Annotated in this window: 11 protein-coding genes and 4 pseudogenes; 10 read left to right on the top strand and 5 right to left on the bottom strand. The window is 57.7% G+C overall.

Annotation, left to right across the window (positions count from 1 at the left end):
- The first annotated feature begins 10 nt into the window (after positions 1 to 10).
- From ilvB to JCM15831_RS13850, 6 genes and pseudogenes are all read left to right on the top strand, one after another.
- Positions 11 to 1,806, top strand: a pseudogene (gene ilvB / locus JCM15831_RS19335) (biosynthetic-type acetolactate synthase large subunit).
- On the top strand, positions 1,806 to 2,333 hold the full coding sequence (ilvN, locus tag JCM15831_RS13865; protein ID WP_025824714.1) for an acetolactate synthase small subunit: 528 nt from the start codon (positions 1,806 to 1,808) through the stop codon (positions 2,331 to 2,333). The pseudogene ilvB and the gene ilvN overlap by 1 nt, the downstream one beginning before the upstream one ends.
- The gene (gene ilvC, locus JCM15831_RS13860) at positions 2,333 to 3,352 is read left to right on the top strand and encodes a ketol-acid reductoisomerase (RefSeq protein WP_025824713.1); all 1,020 of its coding nucleotides are present in this window, start codon (positions 2,333 to 2,335) and stop codon (positions 3,350 to 3,352) included. Before ilvN ends, ilvC begins: the two co-directional genes overlap by 1 nt.
- Positions 3,353 to 3,599: 247 nt before the next feature.
- Positions 3,600 to 4,238, top strand: a complete 639-nt coding sequence (locus JCM15831_RS21675) for a hypothetical protein (protein ID WP_051528548.1) — start codon at positions 3,600 to 3,602, stop codon at positions 4,236 to 4,238.
- A gap of 53 nt (positions 4,239 to 4,291) precedes the next feature.
- Positions 4,292 to 5,677, top strand: a complete 1,386-nt coding sequence (locus tag JCM15831_RS19330) for a hypothetical protein (protein ID WP_051528547.1) — start codon at positions 4,292 to 4,294, stop codon at positions 5,675 to 5,677.
- Positions 5,674 to 6,381, top strand: a complete 708-nt coding sequence (locus JCM15831_RS13850) for a histidine phosphatase family protein (protein ID WP_025824712.1) — start codon at positions 5,674 to 5,676, stop codon at positions 6,379 to 6,381. Before JCM15831_RS19330 ends, JCM15831_RS13850 begins: the two co-directional genes overlap by 4 nt.
- A 79-nt stretch (positions 6,382 to 6,460) precedes the next feature.
- Here JCM15831_RS13850 and JCM15831_RS22025 read toward each other — a convergent pair whose 3' ends face one another.
- Positions 6,461 to 6,754, bottom strand: a complete 294-nt coding sequence (locus tag JCM15831_RS22025; protein WP_025824711.1) for a putative quinol monooxygenase — start codon at positions 6,752 to 6,754, stop codon at positions 6,461 to 6,463.
- 236 nt (positions 6,755 to 6,990) lie between these two features.
- On the opposite strand from JCM15831_RS22025, the gene JCM15831_RS13840 reads away from it, so the two are divergent.
- The 3 genes and pseudogenes from JCM15831_RS13840 to JCM15831_RS24210 all read left to right on the top strand — a co-directional run bounded on the left by JCM15831_RS13840 (position 6,991) and on the right by JCM15831_RS24210 (position 11,858).
- The gene (locus JCM15831_RS13840; RefSeq protein ID WP_025824710.1) at positions 6,991 to 8,019 is read left to right on the top strand and encodes a LacI family DNA-binding transcriptional regulator; all 1,029 of its coding nucleotides are present in this window, start codon (positions 6,991 to 6,993) and stop codon (positions 8,017 to 8,019) included.
- Positions 8,016 to 8,897 (top strand): sugar phosphate isomerase/epimerase family protein, encoded by an 882-nt coding sequence (locus JCM15831_RS13835; protein WP_025824709.1) that lies wholly within the window; start codon positions 8,016 to 8,018, stop codon positions 8,895 to 8,897. The genes JCM15831_RS13840 and JCM15831_RS13835 overlap by 4 nt, the downstream gene beginning before the upstream one ends.
- 580 nt (positions 8,898 to 9,477) lie before the next feature.
- Positions 9,478 to 11,858, top strand: a pseudogene (locus tag JCM15831_RS24210) (membrane-bound PQQ-dependent dehydrogenase, glucose/quinate/shikimate family).
- A gap of 169 nt (positions 11,859 to 12,027) precedes the next feature.
- Here JCM15831_RS24210 and JCM15831_RS13825 read toward each other — a convergent pair.
- The 3 genes and pseudogenes from JCM15831_RS13825 to JCM15831_RS19315 form a co-directional block, all read right to left on the bottom strand.
- Complete coding sequence (locus JCM15831_RS13825) at positions 12,028 to 14,388, bottom strand: glycosyltransferase (RefSeq protein ID WP_232228218.1); 2,361 nt, start codon at positions 14,386 to 14,388, stop codon at positions 12,028 to 12,030.
- A 493-nt stretch (positions 14,389 to 14,881) separates the two neighbouring features.
- Positions 14,882 to 16,015 (bottom strand): hypothetical protein, encoded by a 1,134-nt coding sequence (locus JCM15831_RS19320; protein WP_051528545.1) that lies wholly within the window; start codon positions 16,013 to 16,015, stop codon positions 14,882 to 14,884.
- A 1,100-nt stretch (positions 16,016 to 17,115) separates the two neighbouring features.
- Positions 17,116 to 19,148 (bottom strand): annotated as a pseudogene (locus JCM15831_RS19315) (NAD(+) synthase).
- A 193-nt stretch (positions 19,149 to 19,341) separates the two neighbouring features.
- On the opposite strand from JCM15831_RS19315, the gene JCM15831_RS13810 reads away from it, so the two are divergent.
- Positions 19,342 to 19,512, top strand: coding sequence for a DUF1328 family protein (locus JCM15831_RS13810; RefSeq protein ID WP_025824707.1), 171 nt, complete (start codon positions 19,342 to 19,344; stop codon positions 19,510 to 19,512).
- Positions 19,513 to 19,626: 114 nt separating this feature from the next.
- On the opposite strand, the pseudogene JCM15831_RS13805 reads toward JCM15831_RS13810, so the two are convergent.
- Positions 19,627 to 19,911 (bottom strand): annotated as a pseudogene (locus tag JCM15831_RS13805) (hypothetical protein); the annotation flags it as partial.

Genomic DNA, 19,911 nt, shown 5'->3' with positions numbered 1-19,911 from the left:
GTGCGCTCACATGAACGCGTCAACACAGCAGACCGGAAAAACTTCGACAACGCCGCTTAACGGTGCCGAGGTCCTCCTGCGCGTGCTTGTGGAGCAGGGTGTCGAAGTCATTTTCGGCTATCCCGGTGGCGCGGTGCTGCCTATCTACGATGCGCTGTTCAAGCAGGAGCATATCCGCCACGTCCTGGTGCGCCACGAGCAGGCTGCGGTTCACGCGGCTGAGGCTTATGCGCGCTCAACTGGCAAGGTCGGTGTGGTTCTGGTCACCAGCGGTCCCGGTGCGACCAATGCCGTGACCGGTCTGGTTGACGCCTTGATGGATTCGATCCCGCTCATCTGCCTGTGTGGTCAGGTGCCGACGGCGCTGATCGGCAATGATGCGTTCCAGGAAGCCGATACGACGGGCATCACGCGCCCCGCGACCAAACATAATTATCTGGTCCGCCGTGGTCAGGATCTGGCGCCGATCGTGCGTGAGGCCTTTGAGGTTGCTGCGGGCGGTCGCCCCGGCCCCGTGCTGATCGATCTGCCCAAGGACATCTCGGTTGGCAACGCGCCCCTTCCTGCGCCGGGTGAGGGGCGTCTGCATCGCCCGTATCGCCCCACGCTGGATGCGGATGCCGAGGGGATCCGTCAGGCCGTTGCAGCCATGAAGCGCGCCAAGCGCCCGCTTTTCTATACCGGTGGCGGTGTCATCAATTCGGGGCCCAAGGCTGCCGCGGCGCTGCGTGAGCTGGCGCGACGCACCAATTTCCCCGTCACGTCGACCTTGATGGGTCTGGGTGCTTTCCCGACAACCGATCGTCAGTTCCTCGGCATGCTCGGCATGCATGGCAGCTACGAGGCCAATCTGGCGACTCATGGTTGCGATGTCCTGATTGCTCTGGGCTCGCGCTTCGATGATCGCGTGACGGGCCGCGTCGATGCATTCTCTCCTGACTCGTTCAAGATTCACGCGGATATCGATCCGTCGCAGATCAACAAGATCATCCGCATCGACGTGCCTCTGGTTGGCGATGTCGGGCGGACGATCGAGCGCTTCTGGCGGCCTGGGACGGTGACGGGCAGGATCTGTCGCCCTGGTGGGCACAGATCGAAGGCTGGCGTGCGTTGGACTCCTTCGGTTTCGTGCAGGATCAGGCACCGAGCGCCATCATTCGTCCGCAATATGCCGTTCGGCGTTTGTACGAAGCGACGCAGGCTCTCGGACGCGACACCTTTGTCAGCACGGAAGTGGGCCAGCATCAGATGTGGGCCGCGCAGCACTTTCAGTTCGACAAGCCCAACCGCTGGCTGACCTCGGGCGGGCTGGGCACAATGGGCTATGGTTTGCCCGCAGCTGTCGGGGCGCAGGTGGCGCATCCGGATGCGCTGGTGATCGATATCGCCGGCGAAGCATCGACGCTCATGAACATTCAGGAGCTCGGCACGATGGCGCAGTATCGCCTGCCCGTTAAGCTGTTCATCCTGAACAATCGCTATATGGGCATGGTACGTCAGTGGCAGGAATTGCTGCATGGCTCGCGGTATTCGCAGTCCTACAGCGAGGCATTGCCCGATTTCATCCGTCTGGCAGAGGCATTCCATGGCAAGGGACTACGAGCCACCTGCGTGGGTGAGCTGGATGGCGTGATCGATGAGATGCTGCGCCATAATGGACCGGTTGTGGCGGATATCTGTGTGGCGCAGGATGAAAACTGCTTCCCGATGATTCCGTCCGGCGCTCCGCATAACGAGATGCTGCTCGGCCCCGATCAGGAGGCCAATGCAGCGAAGATCACCCAGGAAGGCATGATGCTGGTCTGATGGCACAGGATATTCAGCGAGCCGTCATAGCGGTTCTGATCGAAAACGAGAGCGGAGCTCTGGCCCGTGTCGTCGGTCTGTTTTCAGGGCGTGGCTACAACATCGAGAGCCTGACCGTTTCTGCCATTGATGCCGTGCGCCACCTGTCGCGCATCACCATCGTGACCTCTGGCACCGAAATGGTGATTACCCAGATCAAGGCGCAGCTTGCCCGGCTTATACCGGTGCATGGCGTGCGTGATCTGACGGAATGCGGTCCGCATGTCGCGCGGGAGCTGGCGCTGGTCAAGGTGGTCAGTAAGGGTGAGATGCGGACCGAAGGAATGCGGATTGCCCAGGCGTTTCGTGCCCATCCCGTCGATACGACGGCAGGGTCTTTTGTTTTCGAACTGACCGGAAGCGCCGAGAAAATCGATGCTTTCGTCGAATTGATGCAACCGCTGGGTCTGGCGGAAGTGTCCCGGACCGGAATCGCCGCCATCGGCCGCGGTACCGAAGTCTTTCAATCCATCGAGGAGTCTTTCTGATGCGCGTCTATTACGATCGTGACTGTGATCTGGGCCTGATCAAGGGCAAGAAGGTTGCCATCATCGGTTACGGCAGCCAGGGCCATGCCCATGCCAACAACCTGAAGGATAGCGGCCTGACCGATCTGGTCATCGGCCTGCGTCCCGAGTCCTCGGCTGTTGCCAAGGCTGAAGGCGCTGGCTTCAAGGTCATGAGCCCTGCCGACGCTGCTGCCTGGGCCGATGTCGTCATGATCCTGACGCCGGATGAAGGTCAGGGCGCGCTCTACAAGGAGTCGCTCGAGAAGAACCTGAAGCAGGGTGCAGCTCTCGTTTTCGCCCATGGTCTGTCGATCCATTTCCGCATCATCGAAGCGCGCCCCGATCTCGATGTGCTGCTCGTTGCTCCCAAGGGCCCCGGCCACACCGTGCGTTCCGAGTACCAGAAGGGGGGCGGCGTGCCGTCACTGGTTGCGGTTGCGCAGAACGCTACCGGTCAGGCGCTCGATATCGCTCTGTCCTATGCGTCGGCCAATGGCGGCGGTCGTGCAGGCATCATCGAGACCAGCTTCAAGGAAGAAGTCGAGACCGATCTGTTCGGTGAGCAGGCTGTGCTTTGCGGTGGTCTGGTCGAGCTGATCCGCGCCGGTTTCGAGACGCTGGTCGAGGGCGGTTACGCCCCGGAAATGGCCTATTTCGAGTGCCTGCACGAAATGAAGCTGATCGTGGACCTGATCTACGAAGGCGGCATTGCAAACATGAACTACTCGATCTCGAACACGGCCGAATACGGTGAGTATGTGACGGGTCCGCGCATCGTTACGGCAGAAACCAAGGCCGAAATGAAGCGCGTTCTGACCGATATTCAGGACGGCACGTTCGTGCGTAACTTCATTCTGGAAAACCAGTCGGGCGGCGTTGGCTTCAAGGCCATCCGCGCGCGTAACGATGTGCACCAGATCGAAAAGACCGGTGAGAAGCTGCGCGGCATGATGCCCTGGATTGCCAAGGGTAAGCTGGTCGACAAGGCCAAGAACTGAGTTCTGACCCAGTCAGAACGAGGATTGGGAAAAGGGGGGCTTCGGCCCCCTTTTTTTATGAAGGTGCGGGGAGTTTTCTCAGGGATAATGGAGCGGGGCATGACCTTTCCCTCTCAGGGCGCTGCGTTTTAGAAGAGATCTTGCCGTACGGGGTATAGCGGGGAGGTGGCTCCAGGATCGAACGGTCATTTGGGGTTGGTCGCGGTGTGCGCTATAAGGCCCGCTTCTCAAAACGGGATGGCGCCGCGTGCTTGCAGGAAATCTGACGGATCGTTTGTTTGCTGCTTTGGATCGACCCGATCTGCAAAATCTGTCCGACCAGACTGCGTTCGATCTTTCTTCACGTCTTGCCCTGCCGTTCAAAGTCTCGGCTGAAGCGATCATTCTCGGGCGCCTTGCTTTCGACCGCCCTGATCTGGCTCCGACATTGCTGCGCTATGCGCTCGAATGGAGGTTTCTTCTGCAGGAGCTTTCTGTTGAGGATCGCCCGGTGGCCGCAATTGTCGCAGCCCGTGTCGCAGCGCTTTTCCATCAGCTCGATTGCGAGGTTGCTCCTCTTCCCGTGGGGCTGGATTGGCTGCAAGAGTTCGCTCAGAAGGCGCCTCCCTCTGCCGAGCGCGTAACGGCTTTGTGGCCCTATCTGACCCAGTTCTGTCCTGACACCCCTGTTTCACCGGTCGGGGTCGATCGCTTGCTGGCCCGGCTGTGTCCCCTCTGGTCCAGTCTCGCCCCGGCTGAGTTGCTGATGGCTGAGGGAGGCGATGAGCGCCTGATTGTCGATCCCGAGACCGGGCTCAATCGTTATGGATGCTCCCATCGCCCGCGCCCCTGGGCCGTCACGTTTTCATCTTCGACGGCGTCATCTCTCTCCGAGCGAGGTTTCTAGGCGCAGAGCGAGCCAGAAGGTCGTTTGTCCTTGAGGCGCTGAGCGGCGCGTCAGTGGCGCATGCTCGCGAGTCTTCTTGTCAGGCGGTCAAAAAGGGCCTCGCGGCTCTCTATGGGCTTGGCTCGAAAGACAATGTCATCCTTGCAGCGTCCGGGACGGATTGCGAGCTGGCCGTTCTGGCAATTGGCATGATGAGAGCGCAAGGCGCCCTGATCGCGAACATCCTCATCGCTCCCGACGAAACAGGGAGTGGCGTGCCCCTTGCGGCGCGAGGGCGGCATTTTGCGAAGGAAACCGCGCTTGGCGCTGCGGCGAACAAGGCGGCGCCGCTCGAGGGCTTCCCCGCACAGACGCGGTTGCTCGGTCTTGCCATCCGCAATCCTGATGGCTCGCCTCGTGATCCTCAGGCGCTTGACGAAGATGTACGGTGCTGCGTGATGCAGGAGCTGGATCAGGGACATCATGTCATCCTGCATCAGCTCGACATGTCGAAAACCGGGCTGGTCGGGCCGGGGCAAGCGCTGATGGAAGAGCTGGCAGGTCTTTATCCGGACCGAATCACGATGGTGATCGATGCGTGTCAGGCGCGTCTTGCCCCTGAGCGCGTGGGTGCGCTGGTGCGAGCCGGAATGCTTGTGATGACCACAGGCTCCAAATTCCTGACCGGGCCTCCTTTCTGTGGGGCGGTTCTGCTTCCGCAGGAGCAGAGCGAAGCGCTTGCGTCTTATGCGCTGCCCAAGGGGCTCACCTCCTATTTCAACCGGGGTGACTGGCCTCCGACGCTCCCCCCCGAGGTGTTGCAGCGAGATGGAAATCTCGGTCTGGCCCTGCGCTGGCAGGCCTCGCTTGCCGAGAGTGAGGCCTTTGCGGCCGTGCCTCGTGCGCGGATCCTGCAGATTTTGCGGCGCTTTGAAGCAACGGCACGGGAGGTTATTGCCGCCCATCCCGCGCTGACACTTCTTTCGATCCCCGACCTCGACCGTTCCGAAATCGAGGGTGGAGAAACCTGGGATAAGGTCGCGACCGTCTTCTCTTTTCTGGTCGGAGATCCCCAGAGGCGGGGAAGCCCGCTGGCACTCGAGCGCGCGCGCTGTCTGCATCGCTGGCTTAATGCCGATCTTTCACCCTGGATTCCGGGTGAGCCTCTGGCAGAGCTGCTCTGCCATCTGGGACAGCCGGTCCCGGTTCCTGACCCTGCTCTGGGCGGTGAAAATGCCGGTGCCTTACGTCTTTGTGCCGGGGCCAGGCTGGTCTCGGGCGAGCCTTCTCATGCCGGGCTGACAGATCAGACACGCCTTGCACGCGAGTTTGCCGATATCCGTCGCGTCTTTGACAAGATCTCGCTCATTCTCGAGCACTGGGCGCTTCTGGAAGACGCCGATCCTGTGCCGCGTTATGCTCCCCATTCCCATTCATCGCGAAAGTCTCTGGTATCATGACCCAGCCGACCCCGGTTTCGTCGCACGATGCGCAAGCCCACGGACATTTCCTCGATTCCATGCAGCTTCCTTCGGGCGTGACGCGCTTCTGGCTGATCCGTCACGCTATTGTCGAAGCCTCTGCACGGATGCGGGTCTATGGCTCGATGGATGTGGAGCTGTGCACCGAGCATCTCGCTTTGCAGGTTCCCTATTATGCGGCGCTCGGTCGTCGGCTGCCGGAACAGGCCAGATGGGTCGTCTCACCGCTCAAGCGCGCGCATGATACCGCGCAGGCAATTTTTGCCGCGGGACATGGAGAGCGCAACCTCACCATCGAGCCCCGTTTTACAGAACAGTCGATGGGGGAGTGGCATAATCTCCCTCATGAAGAGCTGCCCCTGAAGCTGCGTCAGACAGCCCATAATTTCTGGTCGTTGTCAGCTTCCGAGCAGCCGCCCGGGGGAGAGAGCATGCTCGACGTCTGTGCCCGTGTCGGCCACGCTCTCGATGAAATGGCGGACCGTCATCCCGGACAGGATACGGTTGTGGTGAGCCATGGCGGGGCCATTCGTGCAGCATTGTCGCACGCGCTGAATGTTCATCCCGATACAGGACTGCGCTTTTCGATCCAGAATCTGTCACTGTCGATTATCGAGCGGATCAACGGCGTATGGCGTGTCGTGACTGTCAACGAACTGCCCGCAACTCTGCCTGCCGAGTAAGGAGCCGACGCCGCACCGGATGCCGGTCCGGCGTCACTCCCCAACGTAATTATGGCGTGATCGGGGATCGCGCTGCCCGTCAGACGATGGCGCGGCACCATGTATTATCGATCTTGCCGCCGATTTTCTCGATCTCGCTGAAGACGGTGACGACGTGATCGAGCTTCAGATGGTCCTGAAGGAAAGTATCGTTCTCCCACTCTTCATTGATTGAGAAATGCCCTTCCTTCTCCTTGTTTTCGTACACGACGAATCTGAGGCAGCCGGGGTCCCGACGGGCTTTGAGGGCAACATCGTGCAAAAGCGTCTTGCCCACGGCATGCTTGTCGGAGGGAACGGTGACGGTGGCGCTGACACAGGCTCTGGCTGGCATTTTCTGCTCCTGGGATGAAATTCGGATCGTCTCGATAAAGTGACGGGCTCCTCGACAGCACTGCCAAACCATCCGTATTGCGAGGGGAATTGGCAGGCGGAAGCTTGCAAAGAGAGCGTCTGGATGCTCCCAGAGGTTCCCCATCAAGAGTGATGACACGAAAGTCATTTACCGGATCAGCGGAGAGCTCCTAATAATTGCGCCTTAGTTAAACGTTTAACAAAAGAAATTCCTTGATGCGGTCCCCAAGAGGAAAAGTGTCGATCCGTGATGTGGCTGAGGCTGCAGGCGTGTCTGTTGCGACAGTCTCGAACGTCGTGCGGGGGCGCAAGAATGTCTCACAGGCTGTTCGTGAGCGCATTCAGGAGACGATCGAGACGCTGGGTTATTTTCCCGACCGGGCCGCGATCCAGCTGCGCGAGGGAAGCAACCGGGTCGTGGGCGTTCTGGTGCCCAGCCTCGATAACCCGTTTTTTACTGCCATCATCGCCTGTCTTGAAACCTGCGCTCGCAACGACGGCTACGACATCATTGTTGCAAGTGCGGGGGAGGATGCAGCGTCGGCCTCCTCTCGTCTCAGGGCGCTTTTGTCATGGCGACCGGCCGGCATGGTCGTGCTGCCCAATGACGATCACTTTGCCGATGCGGCTTTACTCTCGGCGTCAGCTGTTCCTTACGTGGTGCTCGACCGGCTCCCGCAATCCTGCACGGCCGACACGGTGGCGGTCGATAATGAGCAGGCTGCGAGCGATGCGGCCGACTATCTGGCCGGGCTCGGACATCGCAAAATGCTCGTCGTGGCCACCACGCTGTCTCTCGCCAATATTCGCCAGCGCCACGCCGGTATTGTCGCGTTTTGTGCGCGTGCGGGCTTGCCGGAGCCAAAGGTTCTCGAAGTTGGTCATCACGCTGAGGAAGCATTGCCTACTCTTGCGGCGGCGCTGGCAGAGAACGATGCGCCGACAGCGATTATTGCTCTGACCAACTCAATCACTCTGGGCGCGCTGCGTTGCCTGCACCAGAGCGGCCATGTCGTCCCCGACGATGTCTCTCTTGTCGGATACGACGATTATGCGTGGATGCGCGCGACCTTACCGCCCATCACAGCTATCCGCCAACCGGTGGAAGAGCTGGGAGAACAGGCCTGGAGGCGCCTCACGCATCGTATTGCGGGCGATAGCACCGCCCCCGTGCAGGTGAGATTGCCCTGCATGCTCGCGGTGCGCGGTTCGACCGCACCTCCCAGAACAGGAAAACTGTCATGAACAAGCTTGGATTGCATGCTTTTGTCTGGACTGCCGGCTGGACAGCTGATGACGCGGCGATGGCCATCCGGTCGACCGCAGAGCTCGGCTACGATCTGATCGAAGCCTCGACGATGGACCTCAAGGGCTTCGATGTGCCTTCGACGCTGCGTGAACTCGAACGCAACAAACTCGGCATCACCATGTCTTTCGGTCTCACCTCGGACATGGATATCTCATCGGGGGACCCGGAGCGCGTGAAACGAGGGGAAGCGCACCTGCTCGACGCGATATCGCTCGCGCGCGACGTCGGTGCGACGCATGTCTGCGGTATTCTTTACTCGGCTTTCCAGAAATATGCCGCCCCCGTGACCTCGGAGGGTATTCGCGGCTCTATCGATGTGATGCGCAAGGTCGCAGAAAAGGCCCAGGCGAGCGGCATTACGCTCGGCATGGAAGTGGTCAATCGTTATGAGTCGAACGTGCTCAACACGGCCCGTCAGGCGATCGCCTATGTCAAAAAAGTCGACATGCCGAATGTAAAGCTGCACCTCGATTGCTATCACATGAATATCGAAGAAGCTGACTCAGCTGCTGCAATCCGGGAAGCGGGCGATCTTCTCGGCTATTTCCACACGGGCGACTCCCATCGTGGCTATCTGGGTTCGGGCTCGGTCGATTTTCCCAGCATTTTCCGAGCGCTCGAGGCTATCGATTATCAGGGTCCCATCACCTTTGAGTCCTTCTCCTCAGCTGTGGTCGGGCAGCCGCTTGAAGGTATTCTGGGTATCTGGCGCAATCTCTGGGAAGACAGCCGTGATCTGGCCTCCCATGCTAAAACCTTTACCGAAGTTCAGATGAAGTCTGCCCGTCAGGCCGTGGCGCACCAGCGACGCTGACATTTCTCGTCAAAAGTCCGCTTGCTACGGAGGGGGGGGGAACCTCTCTCCGTGGCGACCTGGATGGCATGAAGGCCTGGCACCGCCTTGATGGTGTTTTTTCATTTCTCATTGCTGGTGATGGCTCTCATTAAACTTGTCATAGCTCTGGCCTGAAGAGAGGGGATGGATGAGGTGGTCTGAGGGATCGAAATAATAAGTAAGTATCAACAAAATCATGTGATTTCTCGAATATCTGCAATTTGTGATGCGGATAACGAAGTTGGTTTGGACCATATTTCGGCCTCTTTAGGCGCTATCCCCTGACGTACTTGATTCTTACTGTCCGGCACGATCCGGATATTGTGTCAATTTGTCTCTGGATTGTCCGACACTTTATCAAATTCTGAGATGCCGTCTTCACGATCTGGAGACTGTGCAGATCGGAATCCCTTAGTGAGGATTTCGTGTGAGAAGCCTTCTCCATCTGTTGTGTACCGTTGTGGGCGTTGTGATCGCGCTCCTCGGTATTTTGCTGACCCTTGGCGGGGTCTATCTGGCCTGGCTGGGCGGAAGCTGGGCCTATATTCTTCTCGGTCTCATGATGAGCGGTGTGGGCGCAGGCGTCCTGACCCGTCGTCTGGTCGCTCTGCCGCTGGCCATTCTTCTCAGTCTTGTTGCTGCGGCCTGGGCCTTTGGCGAAGTCGGCGCCGTGTTCTGGCTGATCGTGCCTCGCGTTGTGGTCTTCCTTGTCCTGCCGATCGTGGTTGGGGTTCTGGTCCCCTTCTTCGGTCCGGAAGGCAGCAAGGACGGCATTCGCAAATCCTGGGGAATGGGCATTGCAGCTCTTTATGCGATCGTGTTCTGCGGTCTCATCGCCAACATGTTCCGTCCTCATGCCGAGGTGACGGCCGATCCGGCCCAGACGCCGAAGGTCGATACGGCACTTGGTCAGCAGAATGGCAATGACTGGCCAGCCTGGGGACGTAATCTCACCGGTGACCGTTTTACGCCAACGGTCCAGATCAATGCAGACAACGTCTCGAAACTGAAGCTGGCATGGACCTATCACACGGGTGATCTGGCGATCGACGGCTCGGAATATCAGGTCACGCCGCTCAAGGTTGCCGACACGCTTTATCTTTGCACACCGCTCAACAAGGTCATCGCGATCGATCCGACGACGGGTCACGAGCGCTGGCGTTTCGATCCGCATCTGCAAGTGACGCGCGGAAACAAGGAATGGAAGCGCTGCCGCGGTGTCAGCTATGCTGATCTGACAACAATGTCTCTCCTTGCGCCCGATGCCAAGGCATTTGGCCCCGAAGACACGACAGCCCCTGCTCCGGCGGCGGATCAGACGGCCGATACAGCAAACCTCCCTTCCCAGGGCGACAAGATTCCTGTCGCGCCAGAACCGATCGTTGCAGAAACCCCTTGCGCCCGTCGTATCGTCAGCACGACGAATGATGCCCGGCTTTTTGAAGTCGATGCCAAGACCGGAGCGCTGTGTCAGGATTTCGGCGATCACGGCATGGTTAATCTACTCGAAGGTCTCGGTCCGACAGCACCCGGTTCCTATTATCTCACCTCGGCACCGCTGGTGGCCGATGGCGTGATCATGGTTGGCGGCAAGATCAACGACAACATGACCGTGGGTGAGCCTTCCGGTGTCATTCGTGGCTATGATGTGCGCACGGGCCGTCTTGTCTGGGCTTGGGATGCATCGCGTGGCAACAAGGACAGTCGTCCGCTTCCCGCCGGTCAGATCTACGCGACCGAAACTCCCAATTTCTGGGGCACCGCGTCCTACGATCCGAAGCTGGGCCTTGCTTCATCCCTTTGGGCAACCAGACCCCGGATTTCTGGTCCGGTAATCGTCATGCTTATTCCGACGAATATACCGATGCGATCCTTGCGCTCGATATTCGCACGGGGCAGGAGCACTGGCATTTCCGTACCGCCAACAAGGACATGTTCGATTACGACGTGACCTCTCAGCCGATCCTTTACGACATGCCCGGTGCCAAGGGTGAGACGACACCCGTCGTTGTCGCGCTGACCAAGCGTAGCCAGGTCTTCGTGCTCGACCGTCGCACAGGCAAGCCCGTCGTGAAGGTGACCGATCGCCCCGTTCCAACTGACGGAATGCCTGGCCAGAGCATCAGCCCGACCCAGCCTTATTCCGATCTGTCGATCGGTGTCGCACCGTTGAAGGAAAGCGACATGTGGGGCGCGACGATCTTCGATCAGCTCTACTGCCGCATCGCGTTCAAGAAGATGCGTTGGGAAGGTGAATGGACGCCGCTGAGTGACAAGAAGAGAACCCTGATCTGGCCTGGCTATTATGGCGGCTCGAACTGGGGCGGCGGTGCACTCGATCCGCAGACAGGCGTGCTGGTCGTAAACGACATTCGCATGGCGATGTGGGGTCAGTTCATCAAGCGTGAGGAAGCGGCTCAGGCGGGTCTCGTACCGTCGACTGAAGGCGAATATTCCGAGCAGCTCGGGACACCCTGGGGCGTCGAGCGTTCGATGTTCGTCTCACCGATGGGGGCACCGTGCTTTAAGCCGCCTTTTGGTTCGTTGACGGCGATCGACCTGAAAACGCAGAAGACGCTGTGGCAGGTGCCGGTCGGCAGCATCCAGGATGCCCGCATCCACGGTATCTTCGGCGACAAGGGGATCGTGCCGAACCTCTATGTCCCGGTCGGAATGCCCACGATGGGCGGCCCGCTCGTGACCGGTGGCAACCTCGCGTTCTTCCATGGATCGCTCGATAACTATCTGCGTGCCTTCGATCTCACGACAGGTAAGGAAGTCTGGCGTCAGCGTCTGCCCGTCGGCGGACAAGGAACACCGATGAGCTATGTCGAAAACGGCAAGCAATACGTGCTCGTTGTTGCTGGCGGTGCGACCCGTACGGGTACGAACGCCAATAAGGGCGACTATGTGATGGCCTACGCTCTGCCATCCAAGTAAGAGCTGCTCCTTCTTTCATGCTCCTTACGGGTATGAAAGAAGGTTGGTTTCGATCAGGTGGCTGGCAGTACACTGCTCGGGCCGCCTCTTCGAGCGGTTATGAAAAAACCCTCTCCCGGTTCGGATGAGGGGTTTTTCTTTTGCTGTCCGGGCGAGCGGAATGCCAGGCTCAGAAACGACGGTCCAGAATGTCGCGATAAAGCGCTGCGAGCTCCTGTGCCTGTTCGTCATATGTCGGCAGGCTGTCTTTGTGAGGGTTCACGTAGGTATCGAAACGCTCTTTCTGATCCAGAAGGGCCTCGATTGCAGCCTGAAGCGGGGCAGGATCGTCGATGATGGGAATGAGCGATCCGTTCACTCCGTCCACAATCTCCTCCGCCTGTCCGCCGGGCGCAGTCGAGATCACCCATACATCGCGGGACAGCGCCTCACGCACAGTCAGGCCATAACTCTCGCGCCATTGAGACGGGAATAAAAGCACGTCCACTTGATCGTAGAAATCGTCCAGTCCGGATTGGGTGTAGGCGGGGACGGTGCGGATTGAGCCTCTGACCATCCACTCGGATGTATCAATCGAGGGGAATCCTAAATTAAGCGTGTTATCGACAAGAACAAGCTCCCAATCGCTACGTTTCATTTGCTCGAATGCTCGACGGATCAGACGGTAACCCTTGATGAAACCGTTGCCCCCAACAAAAGCAAACCGCACTTTGGCTCCGGAGGGTCGTTTGGTCCTTGGTCGAGATGGCCAGGTAAAGCCATTGCGATTGATCAGGATACGGTCGGCCGGAACGCCATTTCGGACATAAAGGCTCTTGTGCGCTTCGGATGGACTGAGGATAGCCGTAGCGTCCAAAAGTGCAGGGCGCATGAGCTTGCGCCGCTCCTTGAGGTAGTGCGTGCGTGTGAAGTCGCCTGCTGTCTGGGGGAAGTCTTCGTGATCGAGGTGATACTGTCCATCGTCACGGGTGATGAAAAGGTTATCTGAAAGCCACCAGCAATCATGGAGGCTTATGACGTAGGGAATGCCTCGCTGTTTACAAATGCGAGCCATTCCGACGCCCATTTCCTGGATGGCATGAAAATGGACGAGGTCAACGTTCCAGGCATCGATCCATCGCTCGAGCTGGCGCGCGATGGTGAGGTTGTCATCCGCTCCCTTTCTTCCTGCCACGACAGAAAACGCGTCGGTGTCGAGGGTATGATAGCGCAGTGCGCCATCCGGCAGATTTTCGAGGACAGGGCGGGTCGTAAGAACGCTGTTTTCGAATCCCGCCTTCGCAAGTGGCTCGAGGATTGCCTCGACGACGATTGTGGCTCCTCCAAATGAGCGTGGAGCGAAAAACAGGTTCACCTGCAGAACACGCGGCGCCCTAAGCGCAAACGCAGGGGGCTTGCCGAATAAGGGGGCAGCCTGTTGCTCTAGAATTCTCTCGGGCGCGTAGAGTGCGAGAGCTGTCTCCTTGGCTTTCGACGCAAGGCGTTTTCTTAAATCGGGATCGCGAGCGAGGGAGAGAAATGCGTCCTGCCAAGCGCTGGTTGAAGCCGCCAGCATGCCATTTTCACCGGGCTGAATCACTTGACGATAGGTATTGGTCGGCGAGCAGATTGACGGCAATTCGAGGATCGCGGCTTCGAGAAATTTAATGTTGCTCTTGCAGTCATTGAACAGCGTATTCTCGAGTGGTGCGATCGCGATGTCTGCCTTGGCAAGTTCGGCGAGGTAATGCGCATAGGAGAGCTCGTTGCGTCTCTGAACACGGCTACCGAATTGGTTGAAGCTCTTCGAGATCTGTAGCGGTCCGACGATGAGAAGGTGAAGACGTGCGTCTGCCTGCATCGCAGCGATGAGCCCTGCTTCTGAGACTTTGAAATCCTTGTCGTGGGCACGGCTTCCCGATCCGTAACAGATCCAGATTTTATCAGGATCCCTTGAGGTGGGCGAGTTCAGGAGTGTCTGAGCCAGATTCAGGGTCTGTTCATCAAGGGCATTTTCGAGGACAACGACATCCTGAATGCCGATCTTGCGCATTTCTTCGGCCAGCGCTTTGGTGGATGCCATGCCGCGCCCGCAAGCACGGAGCGCTCTCAAATAGGAGTTCGCGAGACCGTAAAGCCCACGACGTTCGGACGGGAAGAGTGTCGCGAGATTGTTGTTGAGGCGATAAAGTGTCTTGTTGAATAGAAGATCATCGATCTCCCACCTTGGTTTCAGCCCAAGACGCTTGGCCTCGTTGATAAGCGCTAGGACAGATGCGGTGCCCGGTACGCGATAAAAGAGGACATGCGTGGTGAGCTGGAGCCAGGAGAGTGCTTCGCTACTATCGTTCCAATCGACGACCTGAACCGTCCAGCCTAGGCTGCGAAGCAGTTCGGCCTTCTGTGTGACGCGGTATTTGGTGCATTGCTGCAATCCGAGATCAGCGATCAGAAGGTAGTGCGGGCGCAGTAGCCCCGATGAGCCCGGAGCAGGGCGTGCAAAGAACTGTTGCTGTGCTTTTGTCGAAGCAAAGAGAGGGTCAGTTGCCACCGCATTTCGACGAGCTTGTCGATTTTCAACTCTGGTCGCAGCAAGAATACGAGAGACGATATTGCTTACACCCTCATAGCGTAACGAATCCTGGCACTGTTCCCAAGCCTCACCAAATGAGACGCCGTGAGGAAGGCGTCCAAGTGTTAAGGCCCTCATCCAACGCAGCGGCTCAGTGATGCGCCAGGAGAGCGATCCGCGCATGAGCTTCAACTGCTGATTGGCTATACGAAGGTCGGATTGCAGGGAGTCAGCGCGAAGTGTCGCCAGAAAAGCGGAAGCTCTTACTATCTCGTCAGAAGCTTTTTCATGGGCGTTAACGGGACTTACGGACTGGTCGATTGAATCGGGCAAGAACCACTCATTCTATGATGATGTCAGAACTGACAGAGGTTTAACTTCGGGTCTTATACGCACAAACTTAGCCGCGATAAAAATAAAGGCCCGGTCTTTCGACCGAGCCTCTAAAAAGTGATCACATCAATGGAGAGTGTCAGCTGATCGTGAAGTTCGAAGCCTTCAGATCCGTGACACCCAGGAAGGTCACTTTCATGTTGTTGTCGAGCTGCAACGTCGTGTTGCCGCCGCTGATCGTCGCAGTGGCAAGGAGATCCGCGATCGCCTTGTCTGCATCGGCGGGCTTGTAATTGTACATGAAGAACATGTTGCCAGCAGCGCTACCAAAATCGGTGATTGTGATATCACCGCCGTTGTGGCCATTCAGAACACCGAAGGTATTGGCTGCACCGCTGCCGCCGGTCACGGTTGCGTAGCTGTTACCGTTTGAGTTCTCAAACTGGGTTCCGAATACGAAGTGATCAGAGCCTGAAGTGCCGATGATCGTGTTGTTGCCAGCACCTGTCCAGGCCTCAAGCGTACCCGCCGACGAGGAAGCATCGATATACTGGCTGCCTGTCGTGCTGGGCTGATTGGCAGTAAAGAGAGCAAGTCCCTTGGTGTTGACCGTAGCGCGAAGATCATTGGCACCCCAGATCGTACCCAGACCAGCATTGATCGAGGTATTCCCCGTGCCAGAGATGAATTGCAACGCGCCGGAAACACTGATCGACTGATCCGTTCCGTGAGTGACCTGAAGGTTGCCAGCAGCCGAGATGGTATCGCCCACAGCACCGACGATAGAACCGGTCTGGCTCGTAAAGTTGACTGTAGAGCCCGTGCCACCAAAGACGGTGCTGTTGATGCCCACGGAAATCTGACTGCCTGAAAGAGCAGAGTCGACGACAAGTGAATTGGACTTCAGAGAAACGATCGAGTTGCCGCCGAGGATCGTGACCGTATCGGAGGCATTTTCGACACCGGTAATCGTGTCCTGACCTTCCGAGGAAACGAAATTGGCGCCCGCGCCAAGATTGATGACGTTGTTCCCATCTCCGGCACGAATATTGTTGGTTCCGTTCGTGCCATTGATCGTGTCGTTGCCGTCGCCGGTTGCGATTGTCCAGGCACCATTAGTGCCAGAGCCGTCGAACAGGTTGTTACCCATTGTCGACAGGAACGAGCCGCCAAAGTTTCCAGCATAAAAGGTGACGCCCTGAGTGTTACCTGCAGCGACGGAGACTTTGCTGGCCGTAATACCGCTTCCGTTGATGGTAACAGCGTCAGACAAGGGCGAGACAGGAGTGGGGGAAATGGTGTTGCCCGTAACCACCGGTGCTGACGCGCCGACAACGATGTTTGTGTAGTTTCCTCGAGGGAATAGGCACCGCCAGCGGTGATTGCCCCTTGAACGACACTGGCAGTAGTGTTCGGAGCCGTGTTCGTGCCAGCAGCGAGGTCAGTTGTGGAAAGGTTGATCAGATTCGACGCATTGTAAATCTGAGTCGCATAGCTCGAGGCGAGCGTCTGCATACGGGCACCTTCTACGGTGACCTGTACGGTCATACCAGACGAACCAACTACCGTGACGATCGCCATGCGACCTGCTCCTTGTCATTTTCAAGAGGTTTCAGACACCAACCGTTACAATAGGCCGAGTTCAAGAACTCGCCCCTGCCAAGGTCGTGCCGCCCACCAAGATCCGCATCGGGGAATCGACTTTGTTATAGATGTCTTAACTTTTTACCGAAGTCAATAAATCGACGACGATAGAAATCTTTCGATACCGTTCCTCTAGATAACTACCCTACCTCTAGTGAGTTATAGGTAAGAGAGGTTTAGAAAGAACCAACACAGTCGCATTCAAGCTCTGTTTGTTTACTGAGCAATTATGTCTGAAATATGAAACAGACACGTTACTCACGAAAACGCTAACTTATATGAACCGAAGGTTTATCATATCGAATCTTCTTATCCGATATTTGATAAATCTTTGCACTAATTCTTATTACTCTATTTTTTGATTATTTTCCGAGGATTGTTTGAGTAATAAAGAAAGGTCTAGGAAGTTTAAAAAAGGTTAAAAATTACTACTGAAACTTGGGGAAAGCTTTTTTAGAGTTGGCGTGCCCGAGTGTCGCCAAAGCAATTTTTATCCCGTTTCTGTTACGCGTGCACATAATCATGTAACGCCTCCGGGTCGATTCACAATGAAGTGAGGCGAGGTTCGATCGGAGTTAACGTGTTGCCTTGGAATAGGCCGTTGATTTTCGTACAGAGTGCTCACGATGCCTCACTCTTGAAAAACGAAGCGCGTTCGTTGAAAGCGACCGCGGTTGCCCAAGTAACCGCTCTTGAATTGCCGGCTTGGTCCTTGAGACGCTTGCGCTTTCAAATGTCGGCTTTTTCCAGTTCTTCCAGCCAGGCCGCCGGGGTGCCGTCAGAAGGGGCCCGCCATTCTCCGCGGGGTGACAGGCTGCCACCTGATGAGAGCTTGGGGCCGTTCGGCAGGGCGGAGCGTTTGAACTGACTGAAGCCAAAAAAGCGCTTCAGGAAAACCGTGAGCCAGAGCCGGATTGTCTCGGCGTCATAGGCGAGTTTGCGATCTGCAGGGTAGTGAGCGGGCCAGAGGCCGCGCTCCTGATCTTCCCAGGCGTTCAGGGCGAGGAACAGAATCTTGCTCGGTCGAAAACCGTACCGAAGGACATAATAAAGCGTGAAGTCCTGCAAGGCGTAGGGGCCAATCTTGTCTTCCGTTTTCTGCACGCCTGTTGTTCCGGCAGGGACGAGTTCCGGCGAGATTTCTGCGGAGACAATTCTTTCCAGAACAGGGGCAATTCCGCTCCCCAATTGTCCTATGCGCGCCAGCCAGCGAATGAGGTGCTGGATCAGGGTTTTGGGCATGCCGGCATTGACGTTGTAATGCGACATCTGGTCGCCCACGCCATAGGTGCACCAGCCGAGCGCAAGCTCCGAGAGATCCCCGGTGCCAATCACGATACCGTTATGCTGATTGGCGAGCCTGAAGAGAAAATCGGTGCGCAACCCGGCCTGCACATTTTCAAAAGTGACATCGTGCACGGCTTCGCCGGCAGCAAAAGGATGTCCAATGGTGTCGAGCATCTGCAGGGCTGTCGGTCTGATATCGAGTTCATGAGCAGAGACACCCAAGACCTTCATCAGCTCATGAGCCATGCCTAGGCTTTCATCGCCCGTCGCGAACGCCGGCATTGTGTAGGCGAGGACTCGATCCCGGCCCCATCCGAGCTCATCGGCGGCACGGGCGGCCACCAGCAGGGCAAGGGTTGAGTCCAGACCGCCTGATACGCCGATGACGGCACGCTCGACGCCGCTTGTCTCCAGTCTTTGCATCAGCGCACGAACCTGGATCGTCCAGGCCTCGTAGCAGTCCTGATCCAGACGGCTTGGGTCTGCGGGTACGAAAGGAAAACGAGGAACGGCGCGTCTGAAGCCGATATCGTCATCGGTCGGTGAGAGAGTGAAACCGATCCGGCGCCATATCGTGAGGTCGTGGGCGCGAGCGCAGTCGTGGAAACTGCCCATGCGCATACGCTCCTGACGGAGCAGGTCCAGATCGATATCTGAAAGCGTCATCTGAGCGGTTCGGGGAAAGCGCGCGGATTCCCCCAGCAGTTTTCCAGCTTCGTAGACCGAAACCTGACCATCCCATGCCACGTCCGTGGTGGATTCTCCGGCCCCGGCAGCGGCATAGACATAGGCACACAGAGCGCGCTGGGACTGGGCACGGCAGAGCAGATGGCGATCTTCCGACTTGCCTATCGTGATCGTGCTCGCTGAAGGATTGCCGATGATCGTGGCGCCGGCATGGCCATGGAGGTGCTGGGCGGATTGGGCACCCAGAGATCCTCACAGATCTCAATACCGAGCGTGAAGCCGGGAAGATCGAGCGCTTCGAAAAGAAGATCGACGCCAAACGGGATCTCCTGATCGGCAATCCTGAGCGTTTGTCCTGTGATGTCGACCCCGGCGACGAAATGTCTCGAGTCATAAAACTCGCGATAATTGGGCAGATAGGATTTAGGGATAATTCCGAGAATTTCTCCGCGGTGGAGCACGGCTGCGCAGTTAAAGAGTCTGTCTCGTTGCACGAGCGGTGCGCCGATAACGACAAGTGTCTTCCACGCAGCGCTCTCGGCCTTCAGCTGCACGAGGCACTCGGTAACACCCTCGAGCAGGGCATCCTGCTGCCGAAGATCGTCGATGGCATAGCCCGAGAGGCAAAGCTCGGGGAAAACGGCTAGCGCTGCGCCGGAGGCATCACATTCCCGCGCCAGCTCGATGATCTGCTGCAGATTGTGGCGCGGATCGGCGAGACGTACCGGGACGGTACAGGCGGCAACGCGGGCAAACCCATGGCGATAGAGAGATCGAAATGCGCTCATGGGATCATCTCCTGCGGCACTGGCCCAGCAAAATACTCTCCGGCTAACGGGCCGGTTAACGCTCAGAAACGTCTTTACAGATTAAAACACAAGAGCGCTTCGTAACAGGTAAAACCTGTGCAGGGTTTACCCGTTCACGCTCATGAAAAGGATCATGACGATTTTGTTATGTTCCATTCACGGAGTTATCGCCATGGACCTTCTTCGCTGGACGATCGTCTTTCTGATTCTTGCCCTGCTCGCTGGCCTTCTGGGCTTTGGTGGAATCTCGGCTGACTTCGCCTCGATCGGCAAGATCCTGTTCTTTATTTTCCTGGTCCTGTTTGTGGCGAGCTTCATTTTCGGACGCGGCCGCTCACGCTGAGGCGCTTTGGCGCGCCTTTTGGGAAGTTCCCTTGCCGCGCCCGATGGAACTGAAACACCAGGTACACGCAAAAGGGCGGGCTCGATGAGGGCCCGCCCTTTTCCGTGGGGAGTGTCAGTAACCGTTTGGATCGGGATCGTTGGGATAAGTGCCTGGATAGGTCCCGGGATAAGGTTGTGCGTAGGCATTTGGCGGGGGGTATCCCTCGGCCGGCACACAATTGGCATAGCCGCCGCATTGATCGGTGTAAGGGACGGCAACGTAAGGCTGAGGCACGTAGCTGCCGCTATAATACGGGCTGGCATAATAGGACTGTGTCGCAGCAGCGCCGATGATGCTCCCGTTGCGACGCCGAGCCCCCATCCGCACCGAGCCCCATCCGCCCCAGCCCCTCCGCCG

Source organism: Asaia astilbis JCM 15831 (assembly GCF_000613845.1).
Lineage (GTDB): Bacteria > Pseudomonadota > Alphaproteobacteria > Acetobacterales > Acetobacteraceae > Asaia > Asaia astilbis.
Note: the sequence above shows the minus strand (reverse complement) of the source record. Positions and strands in the feature narration are given on the sequence as shown.